Origin of the sequence: Sphingomonas flavida (genome assembly GCF_036663655.1) — a bacterium.
In the GTDB taxonomy this organism is placed as follows: Bacteria; Pseudomonadota; Alphaproteobacteria; order Sphingomonadales; family Sphingomonadaceae; genus Sphingomonas.
Window position 1 is genome coordinate 414,739 of record NZ_JAXOJH010000002.1, and the last position, 12,903, is coordinate 427,641.

Below are 12,903 nucleotides of genomic sequence, written 5' to 3' on the forward strand. Positions count from 1 at the left end.
CATCAAATCTTCCACCCCGAATGGATCGCGACCAGGCCGCCCATGATCGGCTCGACCTTGGTCTCGACGAAGCCCGCCTCGCGGATCATCCGCTCGAAGGTCGGCATGTCGGGGAAGCGGCGGATCGATTCGATCAGATAGCGATAGCTGTCCGCGTCGCCCGCCAGCATCTGGCCCAGCTTGGGCACCAGCTTGTGCGAATAGGCGTCATAGACTTCCGAAAAGCCCGGCCAGACGGTGGTCGAGAATTCCAGGCAGAAGAACCGCCCGCCCCGCCGCAGTACCCGGTGCGCCTCCTTCAGCGCCGCCGGGATGTCGGTGACGTTGCGGATGCCGAACGCGATCGTATAGGCGTCGAAGAACCTGTCTGGGAAGGTCAGCACCTCGGCATTGGCCTCGGTCCAGACCAGCCCGTCGAACCCGCGATCCGCCGCGCGCTTCATGCCGACTTCCAGCATCGCCGGATTGATGTCGGCCACCGTGATGCTGGCCCCCGACTCGGCCAGGCGGAAGGCGATGTCGCCGGTGCCGCCCGCCATGTCGAGGATCTGGTCGCTGGCGCGCGGTTTCACCCGGCGCACGAAACGGTCCTTCCACAGGCGGTGCATACCGCCCGACATGGCATCGTTCATCAGGTCGTATTTGGCGGCGACGTTGGTAAACACGCTGCCGACACGGGCGACCTTTTCGTCGCGGGGTACATCTTCATAGCCGAAGGACACGGTATCGCTCATGGCTTTGCCCTAGCCCGGCCTTGCTGGCGGGGCAAACGCTACCTAGCTGTCAGGCGCACGAAAGCCATTCAGAGAGAAAATGCCCGAACTTCCCGAGGTCGAAACCACGGTCCGCGGCCTGACCCCGGTGCTGGCGGACGCGCGGCTGACCCTGGTCGAGCCGCGCCGACCCGACCTGCGCCATCCCTTTCCCGCCGACCTGCGCCAGCGGATGACGGGGGCGGTCGTCACGTCGCTGGGGCGTCGCGCCAAATATGGCCTGATCGACACCGACCGCGGCGACACCATGATCTTCCATCTCGGCATGTCGGGGCGCTGGCGGATCGATCCGGGCGAGCCGCTGGCGCATGATCACCTGCTGCTGGAGACGGGGGCGGGGCGGCGGCTGGCGCTGAACGATCCACGCCGATTCGGTTTTGTCGATCTGTGGCCGACGACGGAGCTGGTCAGCTATCCACCGTTCCTGGCGATGGGGCCCGAGCCGCTGGGGCCGGACTTCACCGCTACCTATCTGGCGGCGGCGCTGGAGGGGCGGGCCGCGCCGATCAAGGCGATGCTGCTCGACCAGCGGATCGTGGCGGGTCTGGGCAACATCTATGTGTGCGAGGCGCTGCACATGGCCCGGATCACGCCGGGGCGGGCCGGGGGCCAGATTTCGAAGGTGCGACTCGCCCGGCTGGTCGATTCGATCCGCACGGTGCTGGAGGCCGCGATCCTGGCGGGCGGTTCGTCGCTGCGCGATTATGTGCGGCCGGACGGCGAACTGGGCTATTTCTCGAAGGAGTGGCGGGTCTATGGCCGCGAGGGCGATCCTTGCGAATGCGGTGCGATCGTGCGGCGGCGAACCGATTCGGGGCGCTCGACTTTCTGGTGCTCCAACTGCCAGCGCAGTTGACGGCATCGCCGCTAACCGGTAAGGGCCCCGGCTTCAAAGCTGGTGCGTCGCGCCGCTATCCCTTTTGATCGAGATTTAGAGGTTTTCATGGCGAACACGCCGCAGGCCAAAAAGCGTATCCGTCGCAACGAGCGTCGCGCCGTCATCAACGGCAACCGCGTCAGCCGCATCCGTACCTTCGTGAAGAAGGTCGAGGCCGCCCTGGCCGCCGGTGACAAGGAAACCGCGACGGTCGCTCTGGCCGCGGCGCAGCCGGAAATGGCCCGTGGCGTTGCCAAGGGTGTGCTGCACAAGAACACCGTCTCGCGCAAGTTCTCGCGCCTGACCAAGCGTATCGCCGCACTGGCCTAACAGCCTCTCGGTTTTCGCGACGAACGAAACCCGCCGGGGGCGGTCCCCGGCGGGTTTTTTCGTGCGTCCGTCATCCAATCCTTAACGTGTCGGGCAACGTGATCCGCGGGAACCATTCCGCGTTTCGCGCAACGCCAGCTTTCACCGCGATTCGAGTAATTCGGGTTTCGGGTCGATGACGCGCGTCCTGGTTAAAATGCAGCGATTTCAAGTGTTTGTGAGATAGTTGGACGGGTTTCTGCGGGCTTTTGGCTGTCAATCCGGTTTATTTCAGATTTATGGCCGGAGATGGTCTTGATCCGACCCCCTCATCGCTCATAATCGGTTTCCCAGCGGCGGTGCATCGTGCCCCGCGTCATGGACATAGCGAAGTGACAGACCGGGTCGAATCCGTTTGATTCGCCGATGGGTATCGTGTCGCCAAGTGGTTTAGAGGCCCGATCGCCCATCATGGGCGTCGGCAGAAGTGGAGTGCGCGGGTGACGAATTGGCAGGCGACGCGACCGACGACGGACCAGGCTCGTGCCTGGGCGCGCGTCCGCGCGAACCTGCGCGAATCGGCAGGCGCCCGCCTGTTCGACCAGTGGCTCAAGCCCATGGAGCTGATCGAGGGGGACGAGCTCGATACGGTTCGCCTCGCGCTCCCCTCGGCCTTCGCGACCAACTGGGTGCGCAGCCACTATGCCGACCGCCTGCACCTGGAATTCAAGGCGGTGCTGCCCGAGGTCCGGTCGGTCACGATCGAGACCCGTGCGCCGTCCAAGGTCGCGCGGCTGACCAGCGTCGAGACGTTCGACGCCGCGCCGCGCGCGGCGACCGCCGCCCCGACCGCACCCGTCGAGGTGGACGAGCAGCCCTCGCTGTTCGGCATGCCCGCCCCGGCACCGACACCCGCAGCGGCGCCGCGTCCGGCTCCCCGCGCCAAGGCCGCCGCGCCGGTGGTGGTCGCGCCTGCCCCGGTGGTGCGCGTGCCCAGCGACCGGCCGCCGCTCGATCCGCGCCTGACCTTCGACCGGTTCGTGGTCGATTCGTCGAATCGGGTCGCGTTCAACGCCGCGCTCTCGCTCGCCGAGCCGGGTCCGCCGCGTTTCAGCCCGCTGTTCCTTCATGGCGGCACCGGGCAGGGCAAGACCCACCTGATGCACGCCATCGCCCATGCCTTTCTCGAGTCGCATCCCGATGCGGTCGTGCTGTGCATGTCGGCCGAGCGTTTCATGTTCGACTTCGTCGCGGCGATGCGCGCCCGTGACACGCACAGCTTCAAGTCGCGGCTGCGTTCGGCCGATCTGCTGCTGATCGACGATCTTCAGTTCATCGCGGGCAAGGATTCCACCCAGGAGGAGTTCTTCCACACGGTCAACGAACTGGTCGGCGCGGGCAAGCGGCTGGTCATCTCGGCCGACCGCTCGCCCCAGTCGCTGGACGGGGTCGAGCCGCGAATCATCGGCCGTCTGGGTGCCGGGCTCGTCGCCGACATCAAGGCGCCCGACCTGACGCTGCGTCGCACGATCCTGAACCGCAAGGTCGCCGACCTTCCCGAGATCGTGGTGCCGACCGATGTGCTCGACATGCTGGCCTCGCGGATTCGCGGCAATATCCGCGAGCTGGAAGGCGCGTTGAACCGCGTCGTCGCCTATGCGCAGCTGACCGGCGACAAGATCGACATGGAATTCGCCGTCGCCACGCTGGGCGAGGTGCTGCGCGGGGCGCAGCGGCGGATCACCATCGACGAGATCCAGAAGCTGGTCAGCCGCCATTTCGAGCTGAAGCCGCTCGACCTGGTGTCGGCCCGCCGTGCGCGCGCCATCGCCCGCCCGCGCCAGATCGCCATGTACCTCGCCAAGCGCCTGACCACCCGCTCGCTGCCCGAGATCGGCCGCAAGTTCGGTGGGCGGGATCACTCGACGGTGATCTATGCGGTGCGCAAGATCGAGGAACTGCGCGACACCGACCGCGATATCGACAATGCGGTGCGCGTGCTGATGAAGGAACTGGAGGGCTGATGTCCTTCCGGGCGGGGTCGGGGCGTGGGCTTCGACTTCGCTCAGCCTGAACGGGGTTTTGGATAGAAGCCCGTTCCCTCCCGCGGTTCAGCCTGAGCGAAGTCGAAGGCCAGGGGGATCCATATCCGCCAACACCCGGTCCAGCCCCGGCGACCGGCGAAACCGGATCACCCGATCCTCCATCCCCGCCAGCACTCGCAAGATCCCCGGCCGCACCGCGCGTCGCCATTGCCAGCAATAGGCCAGGAACGCCCAGTCCAGCCGCTCCGGACATCCCGCCGCGCTGTCGGGGCGCTGCTTCCCATGATGGCGTGCCACACGCCGGAGGATGCGGGGGATCGTCACGCGGCGCGGCAGGTCGAGCAGGATAATCCGCTCGGCGCGCGCGAGCCTGTCGGCGATCGCGGGGCCATAATGCGCACCGGAATAATTGCCGTCGATCACCCACGCGGGCTGCGCGGCGATGGCGACCATGTCGGCGATGAAGTCCTCTCGCGGTCGCGCGACCCAGCCGGGATCGTGGAACAGCGCATCGGCGTGATGGACGGGCAGGCCCAGCCGTTCGCCGAGCATCCGGGCCAGCGTCGACTTGCCGCTGCCCGGCGGCCCCATCACCATGATACGGGTGATGGGGCCGGGGGGCATCAGACTTGAAGGCCCATGGTCCGCTGCACCTCGAGCAGCAGCGGCGCGGCCAGATGGCGGGCCTTCTCGGCGCCACGCTCCAGGATGCGGCCCACCTCGCCGCGATCGTCGAGCAGGCGGGTCAGCCGCTCGCGGATCGGGCCCAGCGTGGCGACCGCGAGGTCGGCCAGCTCGGGCTTGAACGCACCGAAGCCCTGGCCCGCAAACTGCGCCAGCACATCGGCGGGTGTGCGGTCGGACAGCGCGGCATAGATGGTGATCAGGTTGCGCGCCTCGGGCCGCCCCTCCAGGCCGTCCATCGTCTCGGGCAGCACGTCCGGGTCGGTCTTGGCCTTGCGGAATTTCTCGGCGATCTGGTCGTCGGTGTCGATCAGCTTGACCAGCGACATTTCCGACGGGTTCGACTTGGACATCTTCGACGCCCCGTCGCGCAACGACATGATGCGCGGCGCGGCGGCGCTGATCAGCGGTTCGGGGAGGGTGAAGACCTCGCGGCCATAATCGTTGTTGAACTTGGTCGCGATGTCGCGGGCCAGCTCCAGATGCTGTTTCTGGTCCTCGCCCACCGGCACGTGCGTGGCGTTGTAGAGCAGCACGTCGGCGGCCATCAGAACGGGATAGTCGTACAGGCCGACGCTGGCGCCCTCGCGGTTCTTGCCCGCCTTGTCCTTGAACTGGGTCATGCGATTCAGCCAGCCGACGCGCGCGACATTGTTCAGCAGCCAGCTCAGCTCGCTATGCTGGGGCACGCGGGTCTGGTTGAACAGGATCGAGCGTTCGGGGTCGATCCCGGCCGCGATCAGCGTCGCGGTCATCTCGATGGTGTTGGCCGCCATCGCATCGGGCGCGATCCATTCGGTCAGGCCGTGCAGGTCGGCGATGAAGTACATCGTCTCGCCACCCTGGGCCTGGATGTCGTCCTGCATCGCGACCCACTGCTTCACGGCGCCCAGATAATTGCCGAGGTGGAGATTGCCCGTGGGCTTGATGCCGGAAACGACGCGCATGATGGTCCTCAGTTCTTGCGGCGAACGAGCCGCTTGATGTCCGCAAGCCGGAATGCCCCGGTCGCGAAGGTGGCCACCGCATAGACGAGCATACCCGTGGCGACCAGTATGATGAGCGCACCCCAGCGTTCGATGTTGGAGCCGGTGACATAGGGCTGGAATCGTTCGTTCAGCAGCGCCATCGCCACGCCCATCAGCAGGGCGGCGACCCCCATCCGCCACGCCCGCCGGCGAAGCTGTGTGTCGGCGACGAAATGCCCGCGCTTCGCCAGGGTGCGATACAGAAGCGCGACGTTGACGGTCGAGGCGATCGCGGTGGCCAGCGGCGGACCCATATGCTGGAGCGGCCAGATCAGGATCAGGTTCAGCACCAGATTGACCAGCATCGACCAGGTGGCGAACCGGACGGGCGTCCGGGTGTCGGCGCGCGCGTAGAAGCCCGGCGTCAGCACCTTGACCAGGATATAGCTGGGCAGTCCGATCGAAAAGGCGGCGAGGGCCTGCGCGGTATAGAAGCTGTTGGTGGCGGTGAACTTGCCATGCTGGAACAGCGCAGCGGCGATCGGCTGGCCACATACGATCAGCGCGACGGTGGCGGGCAGGGTGAGCAGCAGGGCCAGCTCCATGCCGCGATTCTGCGTCTCCATCGCCTCGGCCTCGCGGCCCGCGCCCAGCATCCGCGAGATGGTGGGGAGCAGCACGGTGCCCAGGCCGATGCCGATCAGCCCCAGCGGCAACTGGTTCAGCCGGTCGGCGGCATAGATGTACGACACCGACCCCGCAGGCAGGAAGCGCGCGGCGAGGCCGGTGGAGATCAGGAGGTTGATCTGCACCGCGCCTGCACCTGCGGCGGCGGGCAGGATCAGCTTCATTAGCCGCTTCACGTCGTCGTTGATGACCGGGCGCTTCAACCGCAGGCGGACACCGGCGCGACGGCACGACCACCAGAGCCACAGGAACTGCAGTATCCCGGCCACCGACACCGCGATCGCCTGGTTGCGCGCGGTCGGCAGCGGGTTGTGGTCATGGAACAGCAGAAGCGCGGCGATCAGCGTCAGGTTGAGCAGGATCGGCGCGGCCGCATTCACCCAGAAGCGATTGAGCGAATTCAGGATACCGCCCAGCAGCGACACCAGGCTGATGAACAGCAGATAGGGGAAGGTCAGGCGGTTGAGCAGCACGATATAGTCGAACTGCGCGGCCGTCCCCTTGCCGTAGCCGAAGGTCTGGATCCAGGTGACGGGCCAGGCCGCCAGCTCGACCAGCACGGTCAGCACGATCAGGACGGGCAGCAGGACCGACATCGCGTTTTCGGCGAAGGCCAGGCCCTGGGCCAGTCCCGACCCCGACGCCGCCTTGTCCCCCTCTGCCACCTTGCGGTTGAACATCGGGATGAAGGCGGCGGAAAAGGCCCCCTCGGCAAAGAGGGCGCGGAACAGGTTGGGCAGGCGAAACGCGATCTGGAAGGCATCGGAGGCGAAGTTGGCGCCCACGAAGCGGAAGAACAGCGAATCGCGAACCAGACCAAGCACGCGGCTCGCCAGAGTCAGCCCGCCGACCGAGCCCAGCGCCTTGGTCAGGTTCATATGTCAGTCCCGATCAGGCGTGGCCGGTTTCCGGCGTGTTCGGCTGCGCGGTGCCCGCCTGGGCCTCGGCCTGCTGCAGATACAGCTGCGCGAAGTCGATCGGCTCGAGCATCAGGGGCGGGAAGCCGCCGTCACGCACCGCATCGGCCAGCACGCGGCGGGCGAAGGGGAACAGCAGGCGCGGCGCTTCGCCCAGCATGAACGGCTGGATCTGATCGACCGGCACGTTGCGGAAGCCGAAGAGACCGGCATAGCTGAGGTCGACGATGAAGGCGGTCTTGCCCTCGGACTCGGCGCGGACCTCGATCTTCAGGGTCAGCTCATGGACGTCCTCGCCGACCTGGACGGCCGAGATGTTGAACTGCACGTCGATGCCCGGTGCGGCCTGCGCCTGATAGATGGCGGGCGCGTTCGGATTCTCGAACGACAGGTCCTTCACATATTGCGAGATCATGCCCGCGGCAGGACCGGCATCCTCACCATCGGCGATCGGCGCCTCGAAGCCCTGCGGCAAACCCTGTTCGTCCATCGTCAATACCTTCTTGCGTAAGATCAAGGGGGTTAGGGTCTATACCCAATCAGGACGGGGATCGTGATCGCCCGCCGAAAGGCGCTGGCAAGGAGTGTGGCGCAGCAGGTAGCGGCGCTACCTGCAAGCAAGCGACGCCGTCCAGCGCCTTTCGGCGGGCGACCGCCAAAGCGGCGGGCCGATTTGGATCCAGGGCAGCGTCGCTCGTCGGTCACGATGCGATCGCATCGCTCCGCTCCTCGCTCCTTGCCCTGAACCCAAATCGGCTCCGTCACGACCCCGTCCTGATTGAGTATAGACCCTAAGGGAACCGAAAGGGCGGGTTCGCGCGTTCGGCCTTATGGCCGCTTCGCGTAGCAGCGGGTCGACATGGTTTCAACCTTGCCAGCCCCCGTTCGGGGTGGCCGGGTTTTCATCTGCCGGCCTTGCGCCTATATCGGCCTTGATAGTGAAAGGCGCCTGTGTTGTTATTCTACGTCGTTCTTCTCGCGATGGTCGCGCTCTTCCTCGCGCTGAGGCTCTACAGCGTGCTCGGCAAGCGTACCGGCCATGAACAGCAGCCTTTGGCGCGCAGTGCCGATGATCGGCCGGTGGCGGTGACGCTGCCCCGCACGGCCGAACCCGCACAGGGTGCCGCTCCAGTGGTGAACCGCAACATCGAGCCGCGCGCCGAACCGGGCCTGCGCGCCGTGATCGCGGGCGAGCCGGGTTTCGACGTGGCGCAGTTCCTGAACGGCGCACAGAGCGCCTATCGCATGACGCTGGAAGCCTTCTGGAAGGGTGACGAGGACGCGCTTTCCGAATTGGTCGAACGCGACGTGCTGGCCGCCTTTGCCGAGGCGATCGAGCATCGGCGCGAAACCGGCCAGACGCTCGATAATCGCCTAATCCGCGTGGAAAGCGCCAAGATCGTCGACGCCGCGGTCGAGGGGCGCGAGGCGCGGGTCACCGTCCGCTTCGACGCCGATATCGCCGCCGTCACGCGCGACGCAGAGGGCAATGTCATCGCCGGTTCGCTGAGCGATGCGGTCGAGACGCACGACGTGTGGACCTTCGCCCGGACGCTGAAGAGCGGCGATCCGAACTGGAAGCTCGTCGACACCGACGAAGCCTGAACCGGTCTGACGGGGGAATGTCCGCGATGAGGGGGTATCGCGTCGCGGCCATGGTCGCGCTTTCGATCGGCCTGTCGGCCTGCGCCGGACGGATCGTGCCGCCCGGCGCATCGGAGTATCCGACGCCGCCGCGCGGCCAGACGCCGCCACGCACCGATCATCGCCCGCGACCCGGCACGATCGCAATGTTGCCCGGCGGTGTGCAGCCGGGCGGGCCCAGTGTCTCTCGCGTGCCCGCTGGACCGGCGCGCATCGTGGGCGCGACCCCCTTGCCCGCTACCCCGGTCGTCGGGGTCCCCGGATCGGCGACGGCGGCGCAGGCGGGCATCCTGGCCGGACCGCCGGTCGCGACCCTGCCGATCACCGAGGAGCAGGCCGAGGCTGCCCGCGCCGCCTTCGCTCTGTCCTGCCCCGGATTGATGCGCCGCACCGACACCAGCGGGTTGACGCAGGGCTCCGACTGGCAAGCCGCCTGTCAGGCGGCGGGCAGCGTGCCGCGCGGCGGTGCCCGTAACTTCTTCATCCGTTATTTCGAAGCGGTTCAGGTCGGTGACGGCCGCTCGCTGGCCACCGGCTATTACGAGCCCGAGATTGCGGGCTCGCGCGATCGGCGTGTCGGTTATGAGGTGCCGATCTATGCCCGCCCGCGCGATCTGGTCGATGTCGACCTGGGTGCCTTCACCGCCGACCTGAAGGGCAAGAAGGTGCGCGGCAAGGTGCAGGGCACCAATCTCGTCCCCTATGACGATCGTACCGCGATCGAACAGGGATCGCTGGAGGGCCGTGCACCCATATTGGCGTGGGGCGCGGACCCGATCGAGGTGTTCTTCCTTCAAATCCAGGGCTCGGGGCGGCTTCGACTGCCCGATGGCGGGATCATGCGGGTCGGCTATGACAGCCAGAACGGCCGAGACTATACCGGTATCGGGGCGCTGATGAAGTCGCGCGGGCTGCTGGGGCCGGGGCAGACGTCGATGCAGGGGATCGTCGCCTGGTTGCATGACCATCCCGAGGAAGGCCGCGCGATCATGCGCGAGAATAAGAGCTTCGTGTTCTTCCGCGAACTGAACGGCGCGCCGCAGGGTGCGATGGGCTATGCCGTGACCGGGCAGGTGAGCGCGGCGGCGGACCCGAAATTCGTGCCGCTGGGCGCGCCCGTCTTCCTGTCGATGGACCGCCAGGACGTGACCGGGCTGTGGGTGGCGCAAGACACCGGCGGCGCGATCAAGGGCTCCAACCGCTTTGACACTTTCTGGGGCGCGGGCGAGACGGCGCGGAGCGTCGCGGGCGGCATGTCGGCGCGCGGCACCGCCTTCCTGCTGCTGCCGGTCGGTACGCTGGCGCGGGCGGGTATCACGGCTCCTGGCGGGACGGCCGGTGCGCCCCCTCAATTCTGACGAGGCGCAGCTCTGGGCGCGGGTGATGGAGACGGTGCGGCCCTTGCGCGCCGCCGTCGTCCCCGCCCGACCCGCGCCACCGCCGCCCACCATGGAGGCGGTGTTCCAGGAAACACCGGGCGCGCCGAAGGTGCGGGTGAAGGGGCGCGTGCCGCCGCTGCGCCAGCCCGCACCACCACCGCCCGCGCCCAAGAAGGGGCCGGGCGAGACGCTCGACGGCGGTTGGGACAAAAGGCTGTTGCGGGGCAGCGTGATGCCCGACAGCTCGCTCGACCTGCATGGCCATACGCTGGCGTCGGCCCATGCCATGCTCGACCAGGGGCTGGGCCGGGCAATCGGGCGGGGCGACCGGGTGCTGCTGCTGGTGACGGGCAAGCCGCCACGCCCCGAAAGCGAGCGGCCCCATGCGCGCGGCGCGATCCGCGCGGCGATCAGCGACTGGCTGGGCGCGTCGCGCCATGCCGATTCGATCGCGGCGATCCGCAATGCCCATCCGCGCCATGGCGGGCAGGGCGCGCTCTACATCGTGTTCAGGCGCCCGCGCGAGCGATGATGCCCGCATAGATGCGGGTCAGCGCATAGAGATCGTCGACCGCTACCGCCTCGTCGACCTTGTGCATGGTCGCATTGAGCAGCCCGAACTCGACCGTCGGGCACAGCTTCGACAGGAAGCGGGCATCGGACGTGCCGCCGGTGGTCGACAGTTCGGCGTCGATCCCCGTTTCGGCACGAATGGCCTCGGCGATCATCGCGGAGAAGGTGCCGGGCTGGGTCAGGAACGCCTCGCCCGAAATACGGCCCGTGACCTGAGCGGACGGAGCATGGCGGCGAGCGATCTCGGTGAGCCGCGCGACCAGCGCCTCGCCGCTATGTTCGTCGTTGAAGCGGATCGACAGCCGCGCCTGCGCCGATCCGGGAATGACGTTGGTAGCCGGGTTGCCGACGTGCAGGTCGGTGATCTCGATATTGGACGGCTGGAACCAGGCATTGCCGGTGTCGAGCGTCACCGCCTCGATCTCGGCCAGCATCGCTACCAGTGGGGTGATCGGATTGTCGGCGAGGTGGGGATAGGCGACATGTCCCTGCCGCCCCGGCACGGTGATCCAGATATTGACCGAGCCGCGCCGCCCGATCTTCATCATGTCGCCCAATCGATGCGCCGAGGTCGGCTCGCCGACCAGGCAGAGGTCGGGGGCGACGCCAAGCTCGGCCATATGGTCGATCAGCGCGCGGGTGCCATAGACGGCCGGGCCTTCCTCGTCGCCGGTGACGATCAGCGACAGCGGGATGGTCGGCTCGGTCGGGATCGCCGCGACGAAGGCGGCGACCGCGCCCTTCATGTCGACCGCACCACGCCCGTAGAGCAGGCCGTCACGCACCTCGCCGGAGAAGGGCGAGCCCTGCCATCCATCGCCGGCGGGCACCACGTCGACATGGCCAGCAAAGGCCAGGTGCGTGCCGCTGCCGCCGCGCGTCGCGAGCAGGTTTTCGACCGGGCCGTCGGGCTCCTCACCCACCGTGAACCGGTCCACGGTGAAGCCGAGCGGGGTCAGCGCGGCCTCCAGCACGTCGAACACGGAGCCACGCGCGGGCGTGACGCTGTCGGCCCGGATCAGGGCCTGGGCAAGGGTAAGGGCGTCGGTCATGCCGCGCGGCATAGGCAGCGCGCACGCGGACGGCAATGTTCGGATTGATGACGGCGACGGACCCGATACGGCCCGGCATCGTTCGTGCACCCGACTGACAGGAGTGATGCAATGAACGATCCCGATCCCAATGGCCACAAGGCCGGCAAGCGGCTGTTGCTCTGGCTGGTGATCGCGCTGGGGATCGCCGGGGTATTGCTCTACGCCTTTACCTCGCGGGTCGCCGAACCGGCGGGTGAGCAGCGCGCGCCATTGAACGAGGTGCCGCCAGCGGCGCGGTAGGGGGAGCGTCCGGCCCTCACCCCACCGGCTGCTCGAACCGCTCGATCACCCATTCCTCTTCCTGCGCAGCGGCGATCCAGTCCTGCATGAAGGGATGGCGCAGCACCGCGTCCATATAGGGCACGGCAAAGCGCGCGACGGGCAACTGATAGGTGACGATCCGCGTCACCACCGGCGCGAACATGATGTCGACCGCACCGAATTCGCCGAACAGGAAATCGCCACCGCCGCCAAAGCGGGCGCGCGCCTGGGCCCAGAGTTTCATGATCCGCTTGAGGTCGACGATCACGTCCTCGTCGGGCATCTGCGAAGGATAGACCTGGCGGATGTTCATGCTGTGCTTGCGGCGCAGCGCCACGAAGCTGGAATGCATCTCCGCCGCCATCGAGCGGGCCATGGCGCGCGCGGCGTCGTCGGCGGGCCAGAAACGGTCACGCCCGACCTTGTCGGCCAGGAAGTCGATGATGGCCAGGCTGTCCCAGACCACCGCGTCGCCATCCCACAGGATCGGCACCTTGCCCGAGGACGGCGCGAACTCCGCCCCCTCGCGCCGCTTGTCCCAGTCGGCGTCGTACAGCGGCACGACCACCTCCTCGAAGGAAAGGCCCGACTGGCGACAGGCGAGCCAGCCGCGCAGGGACCAGGAGGAATAGGCCTTGTTGCCGATGATGAGCTTCATGGTGACAGGCGTAACCGCCCCACCGGATCCTCGC

The 12,903-nt window shown here is 67.4% G+C and carries 14 protein-coding genes; 7 read left to right on the forward strand and 7 right to left on the reverse strand.

What is annotated here, in order from left to right; translation table 11 throughout:
• Window positions 1-2: 2 nt before the first annotated feature.
• On the reverse strand, window positions 3-734 hold the full coding sequence (locus tag U1703_RS04125) for a class I SAM-dependent methyltransferase (RefSeq protein ID WP_332784686.1): 732 nt from the start codon (window positions 732-734) through the stop codon (window positions 3-5).
• A 79-nt stretch (window positions 735-813) separates the two neighbouring features.
• Between U1703_RS04125 and mutM the strand changes: the two genes are divergently transcribed.
• From mutM to dnaA, 3 genes are all read left to right on the forward strand, one after another.
• Window positions 814-1,629, forward strand: a complete 816-nt coding sequence (mutM, locus tag U1703_RS04130) for a bifunctional DNA-formamidopyrimidine glycosylase/DNA-(apurinic or apyrimidinic site) lyase (protein ID WP_332784687.1) — start codon at window positions 814-816, stop codon at window positions 1,627-1,629.
• 87 nt (window positions 1,630-1,716) lie between these two features.
• Window positions 1,717-1,980 carry a 30S ribosomal protein S20 gene (gene rpsT, locus U1703_RS04135; protein ID WP_042490304.1) on the forward strand — a complete coding sequence of 88 codons (264 nt, stop codon included), beginning with the start codon at window positions 1,717-1,719 and terminating at the stop codon, window positions 1,978-1,980.
• A gap of 479 nt (window positions 1,981-2,459) precedes the next feature.
• The gene (gene dnaA, locus U1703_RS04140; protein WP_332784688.1) at window positions 2,460-3,983 is read left to right on the forward strand and encodes a chromosomal replication initiator protein DnaA; all 1,524 of its coding nucleotides are present in this window, start codon (window positions 2,460-2,462) and stop codon (window positions 3,981-3,983) included.
• Between the two features lie 87 nt (window positions 3,984-4,070).
• On the opposite strand, the gene U1703_RS04145 is transcribed toward dnaA, so the two are convergent.
• From U1703_RS04145 to secB, 4 genes are read right to left on the reverse strand one after another with little or no spacing between them, the layout of a single operon-like run.
• Window positions 4,071-4,628 carry a P-loop NTPase family protein gene (locus U1703_RS04145; RefSeq protein WP_332784689.1) on the reverse strand — a complete coding sequence of 186 codons (558 nt, stop codon included), beginning with the start codon at window positions 4,626-4,628 and terminating at the stop codon, window positions 4,071-4,073.
• A complete protein-coding gene (gene trpS / locus U1703_RS04150) occupies window positions 4,628-5,635 on the reverse strand; it encodes a tryptophan--tRNA ligase (RefSeq protein ID WP_332784690.1) in 1,008 nt (335 codons plus the stop codon). The genes U1703_RS04145 and trpS overlap by 1 nt, the downstream gene beginning before the upstream one ends.
• 8 nt (window positions 5,636-5,643) lie before the next feature.
• Window positions 5,644-7,221, reverse strand: coding sequence for a murein biosynthesis integral membrane protein MurJ (gene murJ / locus U1703_RS04155; RefSeq protein WP_332784691.1), 1,578 nt, complete (start codon window positions 7,219-7,221; stop codon window positions 5,644-5,646).
• A gap of 13 nt (window positions 7,222-7,234) precedes the next feature.
• A complete protein-coding gene (gene secB, locus U1703_RS04160) occupies window positions 7,235-7,750 on the reverse strand; it encodes a protein-export chaperone SecB (RefSeq protein ID WP_320452512.1) in 516 nt (171 codons plus the stop codon).
• Between the two features lie 464 nt (window positions 7,751-8,214).
• On the opposite strand from secB, the gene U1703_RS04165 reads away from it, so the two are divergent.
• The 3 genes from U1703_RS04165 to U1703_RS04175 are packed head-to-tail and all read left to right on the forward strand — an operon-like array spanning window position 8,215 to window position 10,815.
• Window positions 8,215-8,865, forward strand: a complete 651-nt coding sequence (locus U1703_RS04165; protein WP_320452780.1) for a Tim44/TimA family putative adaptor protein — start codon at window positions 8,215-8,217, stop codon at window positions 8,863-8,865.
• Window positions 8,866-8,882: 17 nt separating this feature from the next.
• Complete coding sequence (gene mltA / locus U1703_RS04170; RefSeq protein WP_443025754.1) at window positions 8,883-10,262, forward strand: murein transglycosylase A; 1,380 nt, start codon at window positions 8,883-8,885, stop codon at window positions 10,260-10,262.
• A gap of 25 nt (window positions 10,263-10,287) precedes the next feature.
• Entirely contained in the window at window positions 10,288-10,815 is a 528-nt protein-coding gene (locus U1703_RS04175) for a Smr/MutS family protein (protein ID WP_332784725.1), read from the forward strand.
• On the opposite strand, the gene dapE is transcribed toward U1703_RS04175, so the two are convergent.
• Window positions 10,793-11,908, reverse strand: coding sequence for a succinyl-diaminopimelate desuccinylase (dapE, locus tag U1703_RS04180; protein WP_332784692.1), 1,116 nt, complete (start codon window positions 11,906-11,908; stop codon window positions 10,793-10,795). The two genes, U1703_RS04175 and dapE, sit on opposite strands and share 23 nt — an antisense overlap.
• Before the next feature lie 111 nt (window positions 11,909-12,019).
• On the opposite strand from dapE, the gene U1703_RS04185 reads away from it, so the two are divergent.
• Complete coding sequence (locus U1703_RS04185) at window positions 12,020-12,190, forward strand: hypothetical protein (RefSeq protein ID WP_332784693.1); 171 nt, start codon at window positions 12,020-12,022, stop codon at window positions 12,188-12,190.
• Window positions 12,191-12,206: 16 nt separating this feature from the next.
• Here the strand turns inward: U1703_RS04185 and U1703_RS04190 are convergent, their stop codons facing one another.
• Window positions 12,207-12,869: a glutathione S-transferase gene (locus tag U1703_RS04190; RefSeq protein WP_332784694.1), complete on the reverse strand. Its 663-nt coding sequence runs from the start codon at window positions 12,867-12,869 to the stop codon at window positions 12,207-12,209.
• Between the last annotated feature and the right edge of the window lie 34 nt (window positions 12,870-12,903).

Bases quoted from the DNA above. Each gene is read 5' to 3' on its own strand.
- U1703_RS04125 (WP_332784686.1), bottom strand. From the start codon at position 734: ATGAGCGATACCGTGTCCTTCGGCTATGAAGATGTACCCCGCGACGAA.
- mutM (WP_332784687.1), top strand. From the start codon at position 814: ATGCCCGAACTTCCCGAGGTCGAAACCACGGTCCGCGGCCTGACCCCG.
- rpsT (WP_042490304.1), top strand. From the start codon at position 1,717: ATGGCGAACACGCCGCAGGCCAAAAAGCGTATCCGTCGCAACGAGCGT.
- U1703_RS04145 (WP_332784689.1), bottom strand. From the start codon at position 4,628: ATGCCCCCCGGCCCCATCACCCGTATCATGGTGATGGGGCCGCCGGGC.
- trpS (WP_332784690.1), bottom strand. From the start codon at position 5,635: ATGCGCGTCGTTTCCGGCATCAAGCCCACGGGCAATCTCCACCTCGGC.
- murJ (WP_332784691.1), bottom strand. From the start codon at position 7,221: ATGAACCTGACCAAGGCGCTGGGCTCGGTCGGCGGGCTGACTCTGGCG.
- secB (WP_320452512.1), bottom strand. From the start codon at position 7,750: ATGGACGAACAGGGTTTGCCGCAGGGCTTCGAGGCGCCGATCGCCGAT.
- mltA (WP_443025754.1), top strand. From the start codon at position 8,883: ATGTCCGCGATGAGGGGGTATCGCGTCGCGGCCATGGTCGCGCTTTCG.
- U1703_RS04175 (WP_332784725.1), top strand. From the start codon at position 10,288: ATGGAGACGGTGCGGCCCTTGCGCGCCGCCGTCGTCCCCGCCCGACCC.
- dapE (WP_332784692.1), bottom strand. From the start codon at position 11,908: ATGACCGACGCCCTTACCCTTGCCCAGGCCCTGATCCGGGCCGACAGC.
- U1703_RS04185 (WP_332784693.1), top strand. From the start codon at position 12,020: ATGAACGATCCCGATCCCAATGGCCACAAGGCCGGCAAGCGGCTGTTG.
- U1703_RS04190 (WP_332784694.1), bottom strand. From the start codon at position 12,869: ATGAAGCTCATCATCGGCAACAAGGCCTATTCCTCCTGGTCCCTGCGC.